We start from the raw sequence: 21,945 nt of genomic DNA, 5'->3' as shown, positions 1-21,945 counted from the left end.
TCGAAGCGGCTGCGTCGAAACGCAAAACGCCATGGTCTTGCCCGAACCCGAAGGTGCCAGATGTCCATCCTCCACAAGGTTGCCACCGTCCAGTTCGAACCGACGATGTTCGAGAAGGAGCGCAATATCACCGGCCTGATTGCCCTGGTGACCGAGGCGGCCGAGGCAGGGGCACGCCTGATCGTCACGCCGGAAATGGGCACCACCGGATATTGCTGGTTCGACCGGGCCGAGGTCGCCCCCTTCGTCGAAACCGTTCCCGGCGCCACCACCGCGCGTTTCGAGGCCGTCGCCCGGGCTCACGATTGCCATATCGTGATCGGCATGCCCGAGGTCGACCCCTCGAACGGGCTTTACTACAACACTGCGGTGCTGATCGGACCGGACGGAGTGATCGGCAAGCACCGCAAGACGCATCCCTACATCGCGGAGCCCAAATGGTCCGCGCCCGGCGATCTCGGGCATCAGGTCTTCGAAACGCCGATCGGACGCATCGCGCTCCTGATCTGCATGGATATCCATTTCATCGAGACCGCGCGCATCGTCGCACTGAAGGGGGCCGACGTCATCTGTCATGTCTCCAACTGGCTGGCCGAACGCACGCCTGCACCTTATTGGATCAGCCGCGCCTTCGAGAACGGATGCTATCTGATCGAGTCCAACCGCTGGGGGCTGGAGCGCACCGTCCAGTTCAGCGGAGGAAGTTGCGTGATCGAGCCCGACGGCTCGATAGCCGCAGTCATCGATGCGGGCGACGGCATCGCATATGCGACGATCGACCTCGAGCTGGCGCGCGATCCCAGCGTGCTGGGGCGCAAGGCGCTCGAACAGCGCCGGCCCGACCTCTACAAGGAACTGCCGACTACCACCCATGCATGGAACCCGCTGGACTTCTTCGGCCTCTATGGCTACCGCCCTCTCCCGCCCGGCCGCAAATCCCGCGTTGCAGTCGCACAATTCGCTCCCTCCAACGATGTGGAAGATAATCTGGCACGCATCGAGGAGATGGTCGCCGCCGCCAGGCACGACAACGGTGCAGACCTCATCGTTTTTCCGGAGCGCTCGATCACCGGGCTGGGACACGGCCTCGCCGAAAGCATCTCCGGGCCTGCTGTGGAGCGGCTGCTCTCGATGGCGGCACGGGAGAACATCCATATCATAGCGGGCCTGGCGGAGAACGCGGGCGGGCGCCTTCATAACACGGCGGTGCTTGCCGGCCCCGAAGGGCTCATCGGCAGCTATCGCCAGATTCATCTGACCTCCGAGGACGGTAGCTGGGCAGCGCCGGGAGAGGATTGGCGGGTCTTCGACACGCGGCTCGGACGCCTGGGGCTGCTGATCGGCCACGACGCGATGTTCCCTGAAGCAGCCCGCATTCTGTCACTGCGCGGCTGCGACCTCATCGCATGCCCCGCGGCAATACGAGAGCGCTTCCATGCCGGTCACGCTGGCTCGGCGCTCCATCAAAACTATCCGATTCCGACCGGGGCAGACCCCAACCACTGGCATCATTTCCGAGTAAGGGCCGGCGAGAACAATGTTTTCTTCGCCTTTGCCAACATTGCCGACGAACTCAACGGTTTCCCCGGCAGAAGCGGCGTATTTGGCCCCGACACATTCGAATTCCCCCGACGCGAAGCGCATGCGGGTTCCGGCGCCTCGCTCGCCTGTGCGGATATCGACACCAGCAATCTCGACAGCCGTTACCCGACCAATGTCGTACGACGCAAGGACATGATGGCGATGCGCCTCCCCCATCATTATCTCGATCTCGTATGACGCAGGGCAATTCCGGTTGTGTTGCAAACTTTTCGGTAAGCAATGTGCGGCATGAGCGCCTCCACCGCTGGAGTACGTTTTATGTTCAAGGGCCGCCATTTTGATAGCTCGGTGATCCTCCTTTGCGTGCGCTGGTACCTGGCTTACGGCCTGAGCCTGCGCGATTTGAAAGAGATGCTGGCGGAACGTGGCATCGGTGTCGATCACTCGACGATCCATCGCTGGGTCGTTCACTTCTCGCCGTTGCTCCTGAAACGCTTCAACCGGCGTAAACGAGCCGTGACCGCCAAGTGGCACGTGGATGAAACTTATGTGAAAGTGCGCGGAACCTGGATGTACCTGTATCGGACCATCGACAGCATCGGCGACACAGTCGAGTTTTGGTTCAGTGAGAACCGCGATCTGCTCACGGCCGGCCCGAGCGCATCGTCGTCGACGGCAGCCAGACCAACCAAGAGGCGATTGTTACTTGCGATGCCGAGAACCGATTGGGCGACCGGTCACCCCGAGTATTGGTTCCGATCCGGATCCGACGGAGCCAGTATCTCAACAACCGCATCGAGCAGGATCATCGGCGCATCAAGCGGCGGGTGCGGCCGATACAGAGTTTCAAATCGTTCAATGCCGCAGCCGCGACATTGGGGGGCATCGAGATGGTTCATATGATGCGAAAGCGGCAAGGCCGATTTGCCTTCAATCCAAACCCTTCGCTCAAGCAGCAATTCGAGGCCATCGTCGCCTGAAATCCGCCCGCGGACTGGTCAATTGCACCCGCCAGAAAATTTGCAACACAACCCCAGTTCCCAGCGCCGGTATAAGGGTTCGTCCATCGGCGCGATCTCGGTGGCCAACAAGACGTGGCAACCCGGACAGAAGACCTGGCGCAGGCCGATGGGCCGGTCGGTGAAATGCGAAGCGGGTGCGCGTACACCGGGTCCGGCTGCTTGGGAGGGCCGCTCGCGGCGGATGGCGTTGGCGAAGGGATCGCCGACGCTCGCCCCGAGGGCATGATCGCAATGGCTGCAGACGATGGTGCCGTCCGCGCGAAGGCTGACATTGTCATCGATCTTCATGGCTTCTCACTCCGCGGCCTGGTTAGGGACGGGTTCGCCGACACGCTCGCATCGAAGCTGGGTGCGGCGCCGGCGCGTCGCCGGGTCGTCGGCGCTGCCGTCGATATTCAGCAACACGCCATAGATGTCGTTGGCCGCCTGGGCGGACACCTTGCGGGCCTCGACGTCGCGGGCGACTAGGATGGGATCACGCAGGAGCGGATCGCCATAACCGCCGCCGCCCTGCCAATGGGTATAGTAGACATCCTGCTCGCCAAGATGGGTCTCCAGATGCGCCTCCAGGATGTCGGCGGTGCCGCCGGCCTCCTCCAGGGTCGCCGGAATGCGCCCGGCCGCGAAGAGCTCGGCGACCCGGGCGTTGCGCTTGAGAACGTCATATTGGGTGCCGGCGGGATAGCCGCCGCTGATGCCGGTTGCCTGCGGCAGCGCCTTGCCGGTAGCGGAGACCACCAGATGCACGCCGCCGACCGGGGAATCATGCGGGATGAAGCAGCTCGAGCCGCCCATGCCGCCACGAAAACGCCCCGGCCCGCCGGAATCCGTCTCCTCCCGCCGCCAGAGATAAAGCATGGGGAAGCTGAATTCGTTGATCTCGACATCGGCGACGCGCCCCATCGGGATGCAGTTGAGGCCACCGGTATCGACTCCGTCCTGATCGACGCGCGCGCCGAGGCCGCCGGCCATGGAATCGCAGATCATGGTCACGAAGGGATTGCCGCGCTGGTCGAGCCCGGCCAAGACGGCAAGGTCCCAGGTGCCGCAGCATACGCACATCAGCGATTTGCGGTGCTCGGGATGCACGTCGAGCATGCCGGCGACGCATTCCGACACCACGTTCTGCGTGGCCCAGGCCGATGCGACGGAGGCCTTGCCGATGCCGGCGGGGAAGTTGCAATTGTTGATGGTGCCGGGCTCGCTGATGATGTCGAGGCAGCGATAGAGCCCGCCCGGCGACCAGGGAATGTCGCCGCACAGCATGGTCAGCACGATGGGCATGATTCCGCCGCGCAGGCCGGCGAAGGTGCAATTGGCAAAGCCTTCGGTTTCCTTGTCGGTGCCGGTGAAGTCGAAGGTCAACCGGTCACCCCGCTTGGTCATGGTGAGCAGGATCTTGTAGAGGTTGCGGTCGCTGTGGCGGAAGGAGTCCTGGTGGGCGACCCCGCTCCAGGTGCCGTCCGGCAGTGCCTGCAGCTTGGCCCGCAGCCGCGCCTCGGCATCGTTCATCATGCGCTTCATCACCGCCTTGACGGTAAGCGCGCCATATTTGGCGATGAGGGCGGCGAGGCGCTCCTGGGCGATGTTGTTGGCACCGATCTTGGCACGCAGATCGAGCGCGATCAGGCGCGGCACCCGGGAGCGGCGCAGATACATGTCCTCGATGTCGGCGCGGATACTGCCGCCCTCGACGATCTTCACCGGCGGGATCGGCGTCGATTCCCAGAAGACGTCGCGCCCTTCCACTGACCAGCTTCCCGGCGAGACGCCGCCGAGGTCGACCTGATGGCAGACCACGGCCGTCCAGGCGAAGACCTCGCCATCATGCACCAGCGGCGCGAAGACGGTGACGTCGTTCTGGTGCAGCCCGCCGCCGACCCAGGGATCGTTGCACAGGAACATGTCGCCGGCCTGGAAACCTGGCTGCCGAGAGCGGTTCTCCAGCGTCCATTTCACGGCCATGTCGACCGAAGCGGCAAGCTGGGTGTTGTAGAGGCCGACGACGACGGAATCGCCACATTCGTCGAGAATGGTGGCGCCGAAATCGTTGCAGTCAGTCACCACGACGGAGCCCGACATGCGCTTGAGGCCGTCGCCCATCTCCTTGGCGATGGCGGCAAGGCGGTGGCGGATGACCTCATAGGTCAGGGGATCGACAGCCTCGATATCCCCCGCGGTCACCTGGTGCAGCCTGGTACCGGATGCCAGCTTTCTGGTCTCGTCGGCAGCTTTCGGCTGATAGGCGAAACGCTCCGACCCTGCGATTTGAATGAGCGGCATGGTTCCCTCCCTCAGCCCTGTTCCGCGACGCGAATGGCCAGATTGCCATAGGCATCCACCACGCCTGCGAAGCCTTCCGGCAGCGCGACGGTGGTGGTCGGTGTCTCCACCACCGCAGGTCCCGACAGTTTCGACCCCGCTCCGAGGGAGCGGTAGTCGTAGATCTTGGTGTCCTGCCAGCCCTTGCGGGTGTCGAGGAGCACTTTGCGGATCGAGGACGGCGCGGGGTCGAGCGTCGCGGCTTCATGCGCGGCGAGATCGGCACGGATCGGCAGGATGCCGATGGCGCGCACCCGATAGGTGATGATCTGCAGGCCGGCATCGCTGAAACCGGCGCCCTTGCCATAGATGCGCTCATAGAGCTGCTCGAAGCTGTCGCCGATGCCGGCGATCTCCGCTTCCCCAAGAGGGCCGCCCGGCACCGGGGTGGTCACTTCGGCCATCTGCATGGTGTAGCGCAGTTCGGCTTCCCGCTCATAAACGACCTTGGCGAAGCGCAGCTTCTGCTGGACCAGGCGTTCGGCCAGCTCGGCTTCGAGCTTCTCGAAATTGCCGTTGAGCGTGGCGGGATCGATGGGGAAATTGCCCGGATCAGACATTTCGGCGGTCAGCACGATGTCGGAGGAAGCAAGCCCATAGGCTGAGAACACCGCCGCGGTCGAACCGAGCGGCACCACCACTTCCGACACGCCGAGATCGGCCGAATAGTTGACGGCATGCACCGGCCCGGCGCCACCGAAGGAATAGAGCACGAAATCGCGCGGATCATGGCCGCCATTGACGACGACGCTACGCACGAGGTCGGCCGTCTGGGCATTCTGGATGGCATAGATCGCGGCCGCCCCCTGCTCCATCGTCAGGCCGAGCGGTTCGGCGATCCTGGTGCGGATCGCTTCCGCCGCCAGTTCCTTGGACAGTTTCTTGCGCCCGCCCAGGAAATTGTCGCCGTTGACGATACCGAGCACGAGATCGGCATCGGTGACGGTCGGCTCCTGGCCGCCCTCGCCATAGCAGACCGGGCCGGGACGGGCGCCGGCGCTGCGCGGCCCGACCCGTAGATTGCCGCCGCCGTCGATCCAGGCGATCGCGCCGCCGCCGGCCCCGATCGTGCGGACATCGACCATCGCCGTGTTGATCTGGTGCTGGTGCAGCACGGTGGTCGTCGTCGTGCTCGGCTTGCCGTCGCGTACCAGGCCGACCAGGAAGGTGGTACCGCCCATATCGGTGGAGATGATGTTCTTGTGCCCGAGGCGTTCGGCCAGGCGCAGGCAGCCGATGACGCCGCCGGTGAGCACCGAGCCCAGCGTGCTGACGGCATGCTTGGACGCGTCGGCTGCCTGAACGCAGCCGCCGGAACCCTGCATGATCAGGAGGGAGCCCTCGAATTTCTTGGCGCGCAACTCCTCTTCGAGCGGCGTGAGATAGCCCTTCAGCACCGGGCCGACCTGCGTGTTGATGATGGTGGTGGCGCTGCGGGTATATTCGCGGATGCGCGGGCTGGTTTCATGCGATAGCGCGACATAGAGCTCCGGCGCTTCCTCCTGGATGATCTCGCGGATGCGCCGTTCATGCACCGGGTTGCGGAAGGCCCAGAGCAACGAGACGGCGATCGCACGCACGCCGTCGTCGCGCAGCTTGCTTACAGCCGTGCGCACGCCCTGCTCGTCGAGAGGCACGATGATGGCGCCCTTGTGGTCGATGCGCTCATCGAGCTCGATTACGTCTCGATGCGGCACCAGGGGCGCCGGCTTGTTGGTGCGGGAGATGTTCTGGACTGCGCTCGGATCGAGCCCGGCATAGCGCCCTTCCAGATTCATGATCCGGATGGAATCGGCATGCCCGCGTGTGGTCAGGAAACCGACCCGCGCCACGTCGCCGGTGACGACGGCGTTGAGCGTGGAGGTGGTGCCGTGGACGATATAATCCGTCTGCGACAGCAGGTCTTCCACGCTGCTCCCGACGGTATTCGCCAGTTCGCCCAGGACATTGATGAAACCGCGCGAAAAATCGGGCGGTGTCGAATGGGCCTTGGCCGAGACCAGCACGCCTTCCGTGCTGGCCAGGAAGCCGTCGGTGAATGTACCGCCGGTATCGACGCCGATTACATAGGTCATGGATCCTCCCTCGTATGGTTGTTCTGGTCAGCAGTGCCCCCGCGCAGGTGCGAAACGATCGCCGTCTGCGTAAATCACCGGTGGCGAAATCGAACTGCTGCCGAACCTTTTTATGCCGGTTCTCGTCCTCTCCGCCCTGCGCGCCGCAGAGAGAATGCGGATTGTTCTTTGTTTTTAATAAGTATACATATATTCAGTATGCTGTCAATATTGTTACGCCTTCATGTTGAACGGCACGCTTTGCGCGCAGACAGGCGCCCTCAGCTTTTCGACAGCATGATGTTGATTGTCTTGGTTTCGGTATAGCCCATCATCTCCTCGATGCCTTCCTCCCGCTCGATCCCCGAACTCTTCATGCCGCCAAAGGGAACGCCGATGAAATGCGCCGAAGAACCGTTGATCCAGGTATGGCCGGCGCGGATCTTGCGCACCATCCGCAAGGCGTCGTTGATGTCGTTGGTCCACACCGCGGCGGTCAGGCCGTATTCGGTGCTGTTGGCCATCTCCACCGCCTCGTCGAAGCTGCGCCATTTGCCGACGGACAGGATCGGCCCGAACACTTCCTCCTGCCATAGCCGCATGCCCGGCTCGACATCGGCATAGACGGTCGGCTCGACCCAGTACCCCCTCTCGAACATCGGACCATCAGGGCGCTTGCCGCCGGTCATCAGGCGCGCGCCATCCGTCCTGGCGCTCTCGAAGAAGGACAGCACCTTCTCCAGCTGCCCTCGCGAATTGACCGGCCCCATGCCTGTTTCGGGCGACTGCGGATCGCCGAGCCGGATCGCCTTCACCTTGGCGACGACGCGCGCCAGCACGGCGTCATGGATATCGGCATGGAGGAGGAGGCGGCTGGTCGAACCACAGGACTGGCCCTGCCAGGCGAAGTTCATGCCGCGGACGGCCGCTTCGGCGATCCGCCCCGGATCGACGTCCGGGAAGGCGATGAAAGGGTTCTTGCCGCCCAGTTCCAGGCTGATGTGCTTGACGCCGACCTCCGCCGCCGCGCGCTGGATCGCCCGCCCCGTCTGCGGCGAGCCGATGAAGGCGATGCGCTTGATAAGCGGATGCTGGACGAGGGCATTGCCCACGGTGCGGCCACCACCGGTGATCAGGTTGAAAACGCCAGGCGGCAGTGCATCCCGCGCGATTTCCGCCAGGATCATCGCCGAGAGCGGGCTGGTTTCCGGCGGCTTGACCACGATGGCATTGCCGGCCGCCAGCGCCGCCGCCGTCCTCGCCACCGCGAACATCAAGGGGTGGTTGAAGGGGGCGATGCGTGCCACCACGCCATAGGGCTCGCGCAGGGTAATATGCAGGTTCTCATGGGTGGAGGGGATCGTCTCGCCCTTCAGCTCATGGGTGAGGCCGGCATAATAATCGAGGCTGTCCACCGCAAAGCCGACATCGCCGCGCATGGGCGTGATGGTGTTGCCGGTGTCGGCAACCTCGACCTTGAGGATTTCCTCCGAGCGGGCGAGCAGCGCCTTGCCGAAATCACGCATCGCCCGGCCGCGAGCTAGCGGCGTCAGCGCGAACCATTCCGGCCACGCGACATCCGCCGCCTTAGCGGCACGGTCGACATCCCCGACCGTCGCACGCGGAACCCGGCCGATGATCTCCTCCGTCGCGGGATTGATCGACAGGTCGAATTCGCCATTGCCGGCATGCACCAGTTCGCCGCCGATCAGCATGCGATCCGCCTGGGTGACGTAGTTCATCGGACAGTGCTCCTCCCCTGCGGCAAGCCTCTTGGCAAGCTCGCCTGATTCTCCAATCGCCCGCTTGCCCCGCCCCTCGACGGGCTTCCGTCCGCCCGCGTCGCAGGCACCGTACCAAGGCAGCTCGACTTGTTTATTTGATAATTGACAGTATACGGATTATCAGTTAACTGTCAATTATCAAATACCCGATCGAACGCTGCCGGGATCGCCGTGCCTAGGGCATCTGCCCCGGCCACCGCACGGTCTGCCGTGCCGTGAAGGCCGCACCGATCCCAAGGACCGGCCAGAGGAGAGGAAACAGTGAAAATGCAGCACAAGACCGTCATTGCCGGCGCTGGAATAGGTGGTTTGGCGGCCGCCCTCGGTCTCGCCCGCAAGGGTCATGCCAGCATCGTGCTCGAACGCGCGCCCGTGCTCGGCGAGATCGGCGCCGGCATCCAGCTCGGCCCGAATGCCTTCCACTCCTTCGACTATCTCGGCGTCGGCGATGCCATGCGCAAACTGGCCGTCTATGTCGACCGGCTGCGGATGATGGATGCTCTGACGGCCGAGGAAATCGCCTCGATCGACCTGACCGAGCCGTTCCAGAAGCGCTTCGGCAATCCCTATGCCGTCATCCATCGCGGCGACATGCACCGCGTCCTGGTCAGCGCCTGCCGCGCCGATCCGCTCATCGACCTGCGCACCGGCTGCACCGTGACCGGCTATGAGCAGGAGGGCACCAGCATTACCGCGCTGCTCCAGGGCGGCGAACCCGTTGCCGGCAGCCTCCTGATCGGCGCCGACGGGCTATGGTCCAACATCCGCACCCAGCTCGTCGGCGATGGCGCCCCCCGGGTGACGGGGCATACCACCTATCGCAGCGTCATTCCCACCGAGCAGATGCCGGAAGACCTGCGTTGGAACGCGGCGACGCTGTGGGCCGGCCCCAAATGCCATATCGTCCACTATCCGCTGTCGGACTGGAAGAGCTTCAACCTGGTCGTCACCTACCACAACGACGCCCCGGAACCGGTCGCCGGCAAGCCGGTCAGCCAGGAGGAAGTGCTCATCGGCTTCCAGCACGTCCATCCCCGCGCGCAGGACATCATCCGCCATGGCAAGGACTGGAAATTATGGGTGCTGTGCGACCGTGACCCGACCGATACCTGGACGAAGGGGCGGGTCGCACTGCTGGGCGACGCCGCCCATCCCACCCTGCAATATATGGCGCAGGGCGCCTGCATGGCCCTGGAAGATGCCGTCTGCCTTGCCGACGAGATCGCCGCCCATCCCGGCAACCACGAAACCGCCCTCGCCTCCTACCAGCACCGCCGCGTGACCCGCACCGCGCGTATCCAATTGATGTCGCGTGCGGTCGGCGATCACATCTACCATCCGGCGGGCGTTCACGCCCGATTGCGCAACGAGATCATGTCGGCCAAATCGCAGGAGCAATGGTACGACGCTCTGCAGTGGCTGTATGGCAGCAACGGCCTCGGCGTAGCTTCGGCTCCCCAATCCATTTCGGCGGCCTGACCGCCTTGCACAGATCCAGCCTTTCAAGAGTATTTCGAGGACCTTCCCATGTGTGTCGATAAATCCCACGCTTCCGAAGATGCCGCAGGCGTCGTCGTCGCCGACCAGGCGGGAGCCGGCGTAGCGCCCTCGCCTGCCCTTATCGAGGACCTGGTCAACGCCAATCACATCCTGTTCGACCAGGGCGTCGTCGATGCCTTCGGCCATGTCAGCGTGCGTCACGATCGCCGTCCGGATCGCTTCCTGCTGGCGCGCAACATGGCGCCGGGCCGGGTAGCCGCCGAGGACATCATCGAGTTCACGCTCGATGGCGATGCCGTCAACGCCGAGGGACGCCGGGTCTATCTCGAGCGCTTCATCCATGGCGAGATCTATCGCCGCCGCCCCGACGTGATCGCCGTGGTGCACAGCCATTCGCACGCGATCGTGCCCCTGAGCGTGTCGAAGTCCACGAGGCTGCGCGCGCTGTTCCACATGGCCGGCTTCATAGGCCAGGCTGCCCCCGTGTTCGAGATTCGCGAAGCCGGCGGCGACAGCACCGATCTGCTCATCTCCAACAACGCGCTCGGCCGCGCCCTCGCCGAACAGTTCGACGCCAGCGACATCGTGCTGATGCGCGGCCATGGCTCGACGGTCGTCGCCCAGTCGCTGCCGCAGGCGGTCTACCGGGCTGTCTATGCCGAGCTCAATGCCCGCTACCAGCTCGAAGCCAGCCGGCTCGGCGAGATCACCTATCTCAGCGAGGGCGAGAGCCGGACGGCTGCGCAGAACATCGAGGCGCAGGTGCATCGGCCCTGGGACCTCTGGGTCGAGCAGGCGAAAGCGCGCCGCACCAGAGGCTGAGTTCCGAGTCCGGCCGGCGGGCTGCTTTGATTTGCCGCGGGCGATGATTTAACTATCGTCCCGCGAAAACTGGGTAGCATTCGATGACAGAGCTCTATGGCATGCCGGGACATCTGATCCGGCGCGCGCAGCAAATTTCGAGCAGCATCTTCGCCGAGGAGTGCGATGGCTTCAATCTGACATCGGTGCAGTTCGCGGCGCTGTTCACCATCCGCGCCAATCCCGGCCTCGATGCCACGCGGCTGTCGAGCCTGATCGCCTTCGACCGCTCGACCATCGGCGACGTGCTCGAGCGCCTCGAAGCAAAAAAATGGATAAAGCGGCGGGCCAGCCCGACCGACAAACGCGCCAAGCTGCTTTATCTCGCGCCGGCCGGCGAAAAGCTCCTGGGCGATGTCGAGCCGGCTGTCCATCGCGTGCAGGAGCGCCTGCTCGCGCCGCTGCCGCCGGAGAGCCGCGCGACGATGATGCGCTTGCTCACGGAGCTGGTCAGCCTCCACAACGAGAACACGCCCCCCTGATCTGCGCGTTCGGACGGTGAGGAAGCGCGGCATCCGACCGTCCGGCGAACGCCCAATCGACCTTCATATCGGCGGCCGATTTTATTGACAGTATACAGATTATATGTATACGTACTAAATTGAAAAATCGAACGGGCGCGCCCTCCTGGCTACCCTCCGAAGAGGCGGCCAGGGCAAATCGCGGGGCCACGCCCGCTCGACTTCGACAAGAAGCCAATAAGGATCCCGGCCGGATCTCTTCACGGATGACAGCCGGCCATTCGGGGAGGAAACAAGACATGGCGAGCCCCTCGCTCAACGTTTCGCGGCTGATCGACGAAAAGCCGATCAGCAGGCTGCAGATCGCCGTGATCGCCCTGTGCGGCTTGATCAATTTCTTCGATGGCATGGATACCCAATCGATCGGCGTGGCGGCACCGTTCATCGCCAAATCGCTGGGCCTGACCATCCCCCAACTCGGTCCCGTCTTCTCGGCCGGTCTGCTGGGCGCTGCCCTCGGTGCCATCGGCTTCGGCGCCATCGCCGACAGGGTCGGCCGCAAGCGCCTGCTGGTGATCGCCGCTGTGCTCATCGGCGTCTTCACCCTGCTCACCGCCTCCGCCCAATCCTTCGACAGCCTGATGCTCTGCCGTTTCCTCGCCGGCATCGGCCTGGGCGGCGCCACGCCCTGCTTCATCGCGCTGACCGCCGAATATACGCCGGAGCGCCACAGGTCGAGTTGCGTGACCTTGATGTGGTCCTCCTTCCCGCTCGGAGCGATGGCGGGTGCCTTCATCAATTCGCGGCTGATCGAGCATTTCGGCTGGCAGATGATTTTCTATATCGGCGGCATGCTGCCGCTGGCGATTGCCGTCATCCTGGCAATCTGGCTGCCGGAATCGCTGAAATTCCTGATCGCGCGGCGCAACGACACGATTGGGGCACGCCGCATTCTCCAGCGCATGGGCGTGGCTTCCCTCCCCGAGGGCACCGTGCTGACGGCCGATGGCGACAAGACCGAACGCGCCTCCTTCGGCTCGGTTTTCAGTGGGGGACTCGCGCTCGGTACGCTCCTTCTCTGGGGTCCCTTCTTCACAGGCATGGGCGTCCTGACCCTCACCGTGCTGTGGACGCCGTCCCTGATGGGCATGAACGGCATCTCGCCGGCGGACGGCGCCTTCGTCGTCGCCTTCAACGGTCTCGGCGCCTTCTTCGGACAAGCCGTTGCCGGCCGCTGCATCGAGCGGTTCGGCATCATCCCGACCATGGTGCCGGCCTTCATCCTCGGGGCCGCTGCCACGGTCGGCCTGGGCTACAGCGTGGCATCCGTGCCCGCAGCCTCCTTGTGCATCGGCCTCGTCGGCCTGTTCCTCGGCATCGGCACGGCCGGCGCCATCGCCATGGCCGCCGAAATCTACCCCACCGCCATCCGTGCCACCGGCGTCGGCCTGAGCATGGCGGTCGGGCGGTTCGGCCAGGTCTGCACGCCCTATTTTGCCGGCCAGATGCTTGCCGTGGGCGCCTTGCCGGGGCAGATCATGGTCAGCGCAGGGGTAGCGGCCGTCATCGGCGGCATCTTCGCCCTGCTGTTCAAGATGTGGCTCTCGCGCCGGCCGGCGCCGCCGGCTTCCGAACTGAAGGCAGCATCCTGATGGCCGGCGAAACCCAAATCCAGGATGCCGGCACCTATGATTTCGTCGTGGTTGGGGGCGGTTCGGCCGGCTGCGTGCTGGCGAACCGCCTGACGGAGGGCGGCGCCAGTGTGCTGCTGCTCGAAGCCGGGCAGTGGGACCGCGATCCCCTCATCCACATCCCCGTCGGCATCGGCAAGATCTTCCCGCAACGCCTGCATGACTGGGGTTATTTCATGGAGCCCGCTCCCGGCATCGACGGCCGCGGCATCGAATGTGCCCGCGGCCGGGTGATCGGCGGTTCGTCCTCCATCAATGTGATGGCCTATGTACGCGGCCACCGCAGCGACTACGACCGCTGGGCGCAATCGGGCCTCGACGGTTGGTCCTATGCCGACGTGCTGCCCTATTTCCGCCGCTCCGAAACCTGGGAGGGCGGCAGCGACGCCTTCCGCGGCGACGCCGGCCCGCTGCGCGTCCAGCGCACCCGCTATCGCGACGGCATCCTGGCCGATTTCATCGAAGCCGGACGGCAGGCGGGCTATCCCGTGACGACGGACTATAACGGCGCGCAGCAGGAAGGCTTCGACTACATCCAGGAAACCATCCATGCCGGCAGGCGCAACAGCGCCGCCACCGCCTATCTGCGCCCGGCTCTCGGTCGCAAGAGCCTGCGCGTCGTCGTCGGTGCCCGTGCCGACCGGATCGAGATGACGGATGGCCGCGCAACCGGCATTCGTTTCACAGAGGGCGGCCGTACCCAGCTGGCCCAGGCGCGCCGCGAGGTCGTGCTGGCCGCCGGCGTGATCAATTCGCCCAAGCTGCTGATGCTTTCGGGCATCGGCGATCCCACCCAGCTGGCCGGGCACGGCATCGCGGTGAAGATCGCCAGCCCCGGCGTCGGCGGCAATCTGCAGGACCATCTTTCGGTGATGGCGAGCTACCGGCGCAAGAGCCCGAGCTGGTTCCAGCAGGAAATGCGCTATGACCGGCTCGCTTTGGCCATGCTGAAATCCCTGCTGCGCCGGGACGGCTTTGCTTCCGACGTGCCGATCGGGGTGACCGCCTTCCTGAAGACCCGGCAGGACCTGCCGGCGCCCGACATCCAATTCCTGTTCCTGGCCGCGCCCTTCCCCGCCCGGCCCTATCTTCCGCCGTTCAGCGCCCCGGTACCGGATGGCTTCGGCTGCCGGGTTGCCCTGCTGCGCCCTGAGAGCACCGGCACGATCACGCTCAGTTCGGCCGATCCGGCGGCGAAACCGCGCATCACGCCGAATTTCCTGACCTCGGAACAGGATCGCGATACGCTGCGCGAGGGGCTGCGCATCCTGCGCAGGACTATGAACCAGCCTTCTATGGCACCCCATATCATCGAGGAGAATGCGCCGGGCCTCGCCGCCCAGGACGATGAAGCCCTCGACGCCTTCATCCGCGCGACCTCGGTGACCGTGCACCACCCGGCCGGAACCTGCCGGATGGGCGGGGTTGAGGACTCGCGGCGCGTCGTCGACGGGCAGTTGCGGGTCGCCGGCGTGGAGGGGCTTCGCGTTGTCGATGCCTCGGTGATGCCGGATCTGGTGGGCGGCAACATCAACGCTGTCGTGATGATGATCGCGGAGAAGGCAGCCGACATGATGCTCGGCAGGCCCGCTTTGGCGCGTGCCGACGACATGCAGGGCCAAACCATGGCCGCATGACGAAACGAAAACGGCGATGCTGCGCAGCATCGCCGTTTCCTGATTGATCAGTCCATTATTGAGAACCTGAATCGTCTTGCTCATTCACGCAAGTCAGGCCTCCCGGTCGGGCTGCCTAGCGGGATGGGCGTCTGCGAAAGCGGGCAGCGCCTCGCAGGCGGTGTGGACAGCACGCAACCTTGGCATGGCCGAGAGATCTGCGCCAAAACGCTGGGCTGAAAACACCTGCGGCGCCAGGCAGATATCGGCCAGGGTCGGCGCCTCGCCGAAACAGAAGGTCGAGGGCGCACGGCGGGCGAGCAGGGCTTCGCAGGCGGCCAGGCCGTCGACGATCCAGCGCTGGCACCAGGCATCGAGCGCTGCCTGGTCGGCGGCGAAATTGGCCTTCAGGTAATCGAGGACGCGAAGGTTCTGCAGCGGGTGGACATCGCAGGCGATGATCTGGGCGAAGGCGCGTATTTCGGCGCGCATATTCGCATCCCCGGGCAGCAGCTTCGGTCCCGGCCGGGTCTCGTCCAGCCATTCGATGATGGCGAGCGACTGGGTCAGGCGGAAATCCCCCTCCTCCAGCGCCGGCACCAGGGCCTGCGGGTTCAGGGCGCGAAAGGCCGGCGCCTTCTGCTGGCCGCCATCCTTGCGCAGATGCACCGAGGCAAAATCATAGGCCACGCCCTTGAGGTTGAAGGCGATGCGGCAGCGATAGGCCGAAGAGGAGCGGAAATAGCCATGAAAGCGGATCATTCCGCCGCCCCGATCGTCAACTCGATCGGATCGAGCCCATCGATGCCGCCGGTGATGACATCGCCGGCCACCACGGCGCCGACGCCGGCCGGCGTACCCGTCATGATCAAGTCGCCCGGCTGCAGGTGGTAATAATGCGAAAGATGGCTGACGATCTCGTCCACCTTCCAGATCAGGTCGTCAAGACGGGCTTCCTGCTTCACCTCGCCATTCACCGCCAGATGGATGCGCTGCGGCCCGATGGCCGCGAAATCGGCGGCCTTGGTGATGGCGGAGAACACGGCCGACTGCTCGACATCCTTGCCGAGATCCCAGGGGCGCTGCTTGGCGCGGGCTTCGAGCTGCAGGTCGCGGCGCGTCATGTCCAGGCCGCAGGCATAGCCATAGATTGCCTTCTGCGCGGCGACCCGATCGGCCTTGAAGACCGGCGCACCGATGGCGATCACCAGCTCCATCTCATAATGGAAGTTCGCGGTGCCCGGCGGGTAGGCCGTCGTCGCCCCGCTGCGCTCGGTGGTCAGCGCCGATTTGGTGAAATAGAACGGCGTCTCGCGGTCCACCTCGACGCCCATCTCGGCGGCATGGGCGGCATAGTTGCGGCCCACGCAGAAAATGCGGTGAACCGGGTAGAGGGCGGTCTCGCTTTTCACCGGCACCGTCGGCCAGGCGGGAGAGGCAAAGAGGTTTGCTGTCGTCATCGGATCATCCTTTGCTGTGATATCGGCAACCGTCAGCCCTGCAATCCGGGCGGCAAGTCGCGCAATCGTGCTCCATTGTCGAGTTCGAGGGCGCCGCGCCAGAGACGGCGCGCGCGCTCCATCGCCGTGGCGCGCAATGCTCGCGGCAAGCCGTCGGCGTCGGGCGCGAGCGCATCCCAGGCCGTACCCGGCAAATCGCGCCAGACCACGTTGAGATGAACGGCTGCGTGCTCGAACAGATGACGCAGCGCCCGGGCAGGCAGCGTGGCGCCAAGCTCGATCTCCCCGATCCGCGCGGTCTCGTCGTCATAGAAAGGCGGGATCGCCTCGCCTGCCGTCGCCGCCTCGGCTTGCCGGCTGATCGCCCGCGCCTGATAGGCGACATCGCAGATCACATGCGCGCGGGTCCAGCCTGGAACCCGGCAGGGCGCGGAAAGCGCGGCATCGTTCAGTTCGCCGAGCCTGCGGGCGAAATAGGCCGTGCCCAGCCTAGCCAGCCGCAGCGCATCCGCCGGCGCTTCCGGCGCATCATAGCGCGCGCCGGCCCCCTGCCGCTCCTGCAAGGCCCGGCGGGCAGCATCGAGCTCGCCCATCAGTCGCCGCTCTCGACCAGCACGCGGTCGAAATTCAGGCGCTCTATGATGGGGGCGTCGGAGAAGCGGAACAGGTCAAACGGGCTTTCGGCCTGGAGTGACCAGGCAACCCAGGAGGGGACCACGAAGATATCTCCCTTTTCGAGCTTGTGCGTGACGCCGCCCATCACCACGGCGCCGCGGCCCTCGAAGACCTGGAACACCGAGGAACCTACCTCCCGCCGCACCGCCGTCTCGGCGCCCTGGCGCAGGCGGTGGAACTCGGCGCGGATGGTCGGCATCACGTCGCCGCCCGTGGTCGGGTTGACGTAGCGGATCGCCGCATGGCCCTGCTCCACCGTCGCCGGCTGCCCCTCCTCCTCGAGCAACAGCTGCTCGGTGAGCGCACGGTCGGTATATTCCCAGCGATAGGCGCCGATCGGGGAGGAAACAGTGTTCTGCAGCCCCGACAGCGGGCGCAGGCCCGGGTGGCACCACAACCGCTCACTGCGCGAGAACCGCGGCGTGGCGTAGTCGGTCACGCGCTCGGACCCGAATTCGAAAAAACCGACATCGTTCTGGTAGGAGAAGGGAATGTCGAGGCCATCGATCCAGGCCATCGGCTGGTCCGTCTCGTTGTGATGGCCATGGAAATTCCAGCCCGGCGTCAGCAGGAAATCGCCCCGGCTCATGCGCACGGGATCGCCATTGACCACCGTCCACACCCCCTCGCCCTCCACCACGAAGCGAAAGGCATTCTGGGAATGGCGATGCTCGGGCGCCGTCTCCTTGGGGCCGAGATATTGGATGGCGCACCACAGCGTGGGCGAGACATAGGCTTCGCCGCCGAGGCCGGGATTGGCGAGCCCGATGGCGCGGCGCTCCCCGCCCCGGCCAACCGGGACCAGGGCTCCCGATGCCTGGGCCAGTGGGAAGAGATCCGCCCATCTCCACACATGCGGCACCGCCTTCGGACGCGGGTGGCGCGGCATCAGGTCGCCGAGCTGGGTCCAGAGCGGATTGAGGTGCTGGTCCCTGAAGTCGGCATAGAGCTTGCGCAGGGCCGGCGTGTCCTCGGGCTGCATCGCATTCGCCATTGTCGTTCCTCCCAATTAAATAGTACGTATACTTACTAATTGGATTTTGTCAATGATTGTCGCCGCCGCCACGCGCTGATAGGAAACGGGCATGGCATTCATCCATCACCTTCCCGGCCACCTGATCCGGCGGCTGCACCAGCTTTCCGTCGCGACCTTCACGCAGAAGACCCAGGAAGCCGGCTTCGACCTGACCCAGCTGCAATTCGCGGTGCTGTCCGTGCTGGAAGAAAACCCGGAGATCGACCAGGCCACGCTGGCCATGCTGGTCGACATGGACAAGGTGACCATCGGGGATGTCGTTTCGCGGCTGGAGGCGCGCGATCTGATCCGCCGCGTCGTCAAGAAAACCGACCGGCGCGCCCGGACGCTCACTTTGACCACAGGCGGCAAGACCCTGCTCGCCGACGTGCGACCCCTGGTAATCGAGATTCAGGCGGACATTCTCGGCTCGCTGTCACCTGAAGAGCGAGACGACTTCATGGCTCTCATTATCAAGGTCTGCAAGCCGCCAGATTGAGCGCCTGTCTCGATGAGGAATGCTAGCGTCGACTGCGAGCTAAGCTGTGCCAGCAGGTTCATACATGGTTGAATTCATAGCCATCCAGAGCCGATCGTGAGCGGGAAAAGTTCCAATGCCGAGCACCGATACGATTCCACCCGCCCAAGGACATGGCGCTCAACGCTTGTTCGCCTCCCAGGCCACGCTCCATAAACTCGAGATCTTTTGCATGGTCTGCGACCTGCAGAGCGTCACCCGCGTGGCCGAGCGGCTGCGCATCGCCCAGCCCGTGGTCAGCGCGCATCTGCGCTTCCTCGAGGACAAGGTCGGCGCCAAGCTGTTCGAGCGCAGCGGACGACGCCTGGTGCTGACGCGGGAAGGTATCCGGGTCGAGGCCTGGGCTCGCGACATCGTCACCCGGACACGCGAACTGGAGCGCGAATTGGCGCTCTCTGGCGACGGCGAAGCCGGCAGCGCCGTGGTCTCTGCTTCGATGACCGTCGCCTCCTATGTGCTGCCGCCGATGTTTGCTGCCTTTCGCCGGACCGTGCGCGAGGGGGGCATCACCGTCCAGGTTTCCAACCCGCAATTCGTCACCGCCAGCGTGCGAGACGGCTCCTGCGATTTTGGGCTGTGCATTCTCGATCCCCGGCACGATGTCGATGGCCTCGGCGTCGAGAAGTTGTGGACCGAACAGCTGGTCTTGGTGGTTGCCGCCGACAGCACCCTGGTCGGCGACAGCGCCGATCCACAGACCATCGCGAAGCTGCCCTTCATTTCCTCGCCGCGCCAGCAGGTCCGCCGCGAACTCGAGGAGGACGCGCTTTATGCCCATGGCATCCGGCATCGCGAGGTCGTGCTCGAATTCGGGCATCCCGAAGCCATGAAGCAGGCCGTGCGTCATCATGCCGGCATCGCCTTCGTACTGGAGAGCTGCGTACGCGACGAACTCGCCCGGGGCCTGCTGCGCCAGGTCGCGACACCCGGCCTGGACCTGCCCGTGCCCGTCTTCCTGATCCACAAGCGGGGCAAGAGTTTCTCGCGGTTCCAGTCGCGGCTGATGGATTTCGTGCGCGGAGCCGTCGTGGATGGCCGGGTGCCAAGTTTCGAGGCTCCCATGGCGCCGTGAATGCAGGCTGGCGCTGCCGTCCATGCATAGTCATTTGGCTATGTATCACCGTGAATTATATATTGGATTGCTGCAAATCCCGGGCGTAAAACTCGATCCATGCTCGCGGGCAATGAAAGCCCCGCACCGGGAAAGAATCCGATTTCGAGCGCAGTTCCAGCCGCATTTCCAATGCGGCGAACCCATGCGCTCGGCCATGGATCACCCGGTATCAAGCTGGGAGGAAGTCCATGTTTCTAGGTGTCGATATCGGCGGCACGTTCACCGACCTCGTCCTCCTGGACGAAGAGGGAGGCCTGGTCACCACCAAGGCCCTGTCCACGCCGGGCGAATTGGAGGTCGGCGTCTTCAACGCCGTGCAGGATGCCGCCGCGCAGCGCGGCATGACGGGCGAAGAGTTGCTGGCCCGCGTGGTCGCCTTCGGCCATGGCACGACGCAGGCGACCAATGCGGTGATCGAGCGCGACGGCGCCCGCACCGGCCTCATCGCCACGCGAGGCTTCGGCGACACGCTGGCGATCCAGCGCCTGATGGGCTTCACCGCCGGGGTGCCGGTCGACCGGCTCGGCTGGTATTCGCGCCGGCGCTATCCGCAGCCGATCGTGCCGCGCCATCTGGTGCGGGAGATCCGCGAGCGCGTCGACCATGCCGGCAAGGTGCTGGTCGCGCTCGACGAGGACCAGGTGCGGGCGGCCGTTCGCTCCCTGGCGAGCGAGGGCGTCCAGACCTTCGCGGTCGCCTTCCTGTGGTCGTTCCGCAATCCCGAGCATGAGCGCATCGCCGCCCGCATCATCGGCGAGGAAGCGCCGGGCGCCTATGTCAGCCTGTCGAGCGAAGTAGCACCCGTCATCGGCGAATATGAGCGCACCGCCACCGCCGCGCTCAATTCCTACCTCGCCCCCAAGGTGGTCTCCTATCTCGACGGCATCGAGCAGATGCTCAGGAAGCGCGGCTTCAAGGGCGCCTTTTCCATCCTCAATTCGGCCGGCGGCGTCATGCCGGTCGCGGAGGCCGCGCGCCGGCCGGTGACCCTGGTCACCTCCGGCCCAACCGGTGGCGTGATGGGCTCGGTACACCTGGCCAAGAAGCTGGGCTATCGCAACCTCATCACCACCGACATGGGCGGCACCTCCTTCGACGTCGCCATCGTGGTCGACGACAAGCCGCTGATGTCCACCAATCACGAGGCGGGCGGCTTCCATATCGCCACTCCGATGATCGAGGTCCGCGCCATCGGCGCCGGCGGCGGCTCCATCGCCCGCGTCGTCGACGGGCAGCTGCGCGTCGGGCCCGACAGTGCCGGCGCCCGGCCGGGACCGGTGTGCTACGCCCGGGGCGGCACGCTCGCCACCGTCACCGATGCCGATGTCGTGCTCGGCATCATCGACCCCCAGACCTTTCTCGGCGGCAAGATGAAACTCGACAAGGCGGCGGCCTCAGCCGCGATCGAGGAACAGATCGCCAGGCCGCTCGGCCTGACCACCGAGGAGGCGGCCGCCGGCATACGCCGCATTGTCGATGCCCAGATGGCCGATACGCTGCGCGAGGTCACCATCGGCCGCGGCCACGATCCGCGCGATTTCGTGATCTTCGCCTATGGCGGAGCCGGTCCGGTCCATTGCGCCGGCTATGGCGCCGAGCTCGGCGTGCCCAAGATGGTGGTGCCGGTCACGTCCATGGCGCATTCGGCCTATGGGGCTCTGGCCGCCGACCTGCAATTCGCGGTCGAGAAGTCGCTGTTGATGCGGGCAGGCGGCGGGTCCCGCGCCCCGGCCGACGGCCTGGTCGCCTCCGAGATCGCGGCGGGTTTTGCGAGCCTCGAAGCCGAATGCCTCGATGCCATGCGCCGGGCTGGCGTCGCGGAAGAGGACATCCAACTCGTGCGCACGGCGGACCTGCGCTATCGCCGCCAGACCAACGACCTCATCATTCCCGTGCCATCGGGCGAGATCGCCGACGCAACGCTGGACGACCTCGTCGCACGCTTCGAGGCCGTCTACGAGCAGACCTATGGCAAGGGATCGGCCTTCAGGGAGGCCGGCATCGAGCTGACCAACATCCGTGTCGAGGCCTTCGGCAAGGCGCGCCGGCCGGAGATCGCCCTCACGGCGCCCTCGTCCGAGCCGACGGTCGGCAAGCGCCGCATCTTCGAGCCCGTGGCCGCCGAATGGATGGAGTGCGCCGTCTACAATTGGCGCGAGCTGCCGATGGATTTCACGGTCCCCGGCCCTGCCGTCATCGAGCATCCCGAGACCTCGGTCTTCGTCGCGGCCAGCCAGATCGCCCGGCTCGACGCCACCAGCAACATCACCATCGAGCAGCGTTAGGAAGA

General features: G+C 65.1%; 17 protein-coding genes and 1 pseudogene. 10 read left to right on the top strand and 8 right to left on the bottom strand.

The window, feature by feature from the left end:
• The first annotated feature begins 60 nt into the window (after window positions 1-60).
• Together U1R88_RS27470 and U1R88_RS27465 are read left to right on the top strand one after the other, a co-directional pair.
• Entirely contained in the window at window positions 61-1,779 is a 1,719-nt protein-coding gene (locus tag U1R88_RS27470; RefSeq protein WP_322434127.1) for a nitrilase-related carbon-nitrogen hydrolase, read from the top strand.
• A gap of 81 nt (window positions 1,780-1,860) precedes the next feature.
• Window positions 1,861-2,522 (top strand): annotated as a pseudogene (locus tag U1R88_RS27465) (IS6 family transposase).
• 18 nt (window positions 2,523-2,540) lie between these two features.
• Here the strand turns inward: U1R88_RS27465 and U1R88_RS27460 are convergent.
• The 4 genes from U1R88_RS27460 to U1R88_RS27445 form a co-directional block, all read right to left on the bottom strand.
• Entirely contained in the window at window positions 2,541-2,852 is a 312-nt protein-coding gene (locus tag U1R88_RS27460) for a hypothetical protein (protein ID WP_322434126.1), read from the bottom strand.
• A gap of 6 nt (window positions 2,853-2,858) precedes the next feature.
• Window positions 2,859-4,847: a hydantoinase B/oxoprolinase family protein gene (locus U1R88_RS27455; protein WP_322434124.1), complete on the bottom strand. Its 1,989-nt coding sequence runs from the start codon at window positions 4,845-4,847 to the stop codon at window positions 2,859-2,861.
• Window positions 4,848-4,858: 11 nt separating this feature from the next.
• Window positions 4,859-6,961 (bottom strand): hydantoinase/oxoprolinase family protein, encoded by a 2,103-nt coding sequence (locus U1R88_RS27450; RefSeq protein ID WP_322434123.1) that lies wholly within the window; start codon window positions 6,959-6,961, stop codon window positions 4,859-4,861.
• 260 nt (window positions 6,962-7,221) lie between these two features.
• Window positions 7,222-8,682, bottom strand: a complete 1,461-nt coding sequence (locus U1R88_RS27445) for an aldehyde dehydrogenase family protein (protein WP_322434122.1) — start codon at window positions 8,680-8,682, stop codon at window positions 7,222-7,224.
• Between the two features lie 309 nt (window positions 8,683-8,991).
• Between U1R88_RS27445 and U1R88_RS27440 the strand changes: the two genes are divergently transcribed.
• The 5 genes from U1R88_RS27440 (at window position 8,992) to U1R88_RS27420 (ending at window position 14,874) form a co-directional block, all read left to right on the top strand.
• Window positions 8,992-10,203 carry a 3-hydroxybenzoate 6-monooxygenase gene (locus tag U1R88_RS27440; protein ID WP_322434121.1) on the top strand — a complete coding sequence of 404 codons (1,212 nt, stop codon included), beginning with the start codon at window positions 8,992-8,994 and terminating at the stop codon, window positions 10,201-10,203.
• Between the two features lie 48 nt (window positions 10,204-10,251).
• Entirely contained in the window at window positions 10,252-11,046 is a 795-nt protein-coding gene (locus U1R88_RS27435; RefSeq protein WP_322434120.1) for a class II aldolase/adducin family protein, read from the top strand.
• Window positions 11,047-11,129: 83 nt separating this feature from the next.
• Window positions 11,130-11,567 carry a MarR family winged helix-turn-helix transcriptional regulator gene (locus U1R88_RS27430; protein WP_322434119.1) on the top strand — a complete coding sequence of 146 codons (438 nt, stop codon included), beginning with the start codon at window positions 11,130-11,132 and terminating at the stop codon, window positions 11,565-11,567.
• Between the two features lie 278 nt (window positions 11,568-11,845).
• Entirely contained in the window at window positions 11,846-13,198 is a 1,353-nt protein-coding gene (locus U1R88_RS27425) for an MFS transporter (protein WP_322434118.1), read from the top strand.
• Complete coding sequence (locus tag U1R88_RS27420; protein WP_322434116.1) at window positions 13,198-14,874, top strand: GMC family oxidoreductase; 1,677 nt, start codon at window positions 13,198-13,200, stop codon at window positions 14,872-14,874. The genes U1R88_RS27425 and U1R88_RS27420 overlap by 1 nt, the downstream gene beginning before the upstream one ends.
• A 93-nt stretch (window positions 14,875-14,967) precedes the next feature.
• Here U1R88_RS27420 and maiA read toward each other — a convergent pair whose 3' ends face one another.
• From maiA to U1R88_RS27400, 4 genes are read right to left on the bottom strand one after another with little or no spacing between them, the layout of a single operon-like run.
• Window positions 14,968-15,615, bottom strand: coding sequence for a maleylacetoacetate isomerase (gene maiA / locus U1R88_RS27415; protein ID WP_425545490.1), 648 nt, complete (start codon window positions 15,613-15,615; stop codon window positions 14,968-14,970).
• On the bottom strand, window positions 15,612-16,313 hold the full coding sequence (locus U1R88_RS27410; protein ID WP_322434115.1) for a fumarylacetoacetate hydrolase family protein: 702 nt from the start codon (window positions 16,311-16,313) through the stop codon (window positions 15,612-15,614). Before U1R88_RS27410 ends, maiA begins: the two co-directional genes overlap by 4 nt.
• A 32-nt stretch (window positions 16,314-16,345) precedes the next feature.
• Complete coding sequence (locus U1R88_RS27405; protein ID WP_322434114.1) at window positions 16,346-16,906, bottom strand: maleylpyruvate isomerase N-terminal domain-containing protein; 561 nt, start codon at window positions 16,904-16,906, stop codon at window positions 16,346-16,348.
• Entirely contained in the window at window positions 16,906-17,982 is a 1,077-nt protein-coding gene (locus U1R88_RS27400) for a cupin domain-containing protein (RefSeq protein ID WP_322434113.1), read from the bottom strand. The genes U1R88_RS27405 and U1R88_RS27400 overlap by 1 nt, the downstream gene beginning before the upstream one ends.
• 91 nt (window positions 17,983-18,073) lie before the next feature.
• On the opposite strand from U1R88_RS27400, the gene U1R88_RS27395 reads away from it, so the two are divergent.
• The 3 genes from U1R88_RS27395 to U1R88_RS27385 all read left to right on the top strand — a co-directional run bounded on the left by U1R88_RS27395 (window position 18,074) and on the right by U1R88_RS27385 (window position 21,940).
• Complete coding sequence (locus U1R88_RS27395) at window positions 18,074-18,502, top strand: MarR family winged helix-turn-helix transcriptional regulator (protein WP_322434112.1); 429 nt, start codon at window positions 18,074-18,076, stop codon at window positions 18,500-18,502.
• A 115-nt stretch (window positions 18,503-18,617) separates the two neighbouring features.
• Window positions 18,618-19,613: a LysR family transcriptional regulator gene (locus tag U1R88_RS27390; protein WP_322434111.1), complete on the top strand. Its 996-nt coding sequence runs from the start codon at window positions 18,618-18,620 to the stop codon at window positions 19,611-19,613.
• A gap of 230 nt (window positions 19,614-19,843) precedes the next feature.
• On the top strand, window positions 19,844-21,940 hold the full coding sequence (locus U1R88_RS27385; protein WP_322434109.1) for a hydantoinase/oxoprolinase family protein: 2,097 nt from the start codon (window positions 19,844-19,846) through the stop codon (window positions 21,938-21,940).
• The last annotated feature ends 5 nt before the right edge of the window (window positions 21,941-21,945 follow it).

This window comes from Labrys sedimenti, assembly GCF_034424805.1.
GTDB lineage: Bacteria > Pseudomonadota > Alphaproteobacteria > Rhizobiales > Labraceae > Labrys > Labrys sedimenti.
The sequence above is the reverse complement of the archived record's forward strand: the minus strand, read 5'-3'. Positions and strand labels throughout refer to the sequence as shown.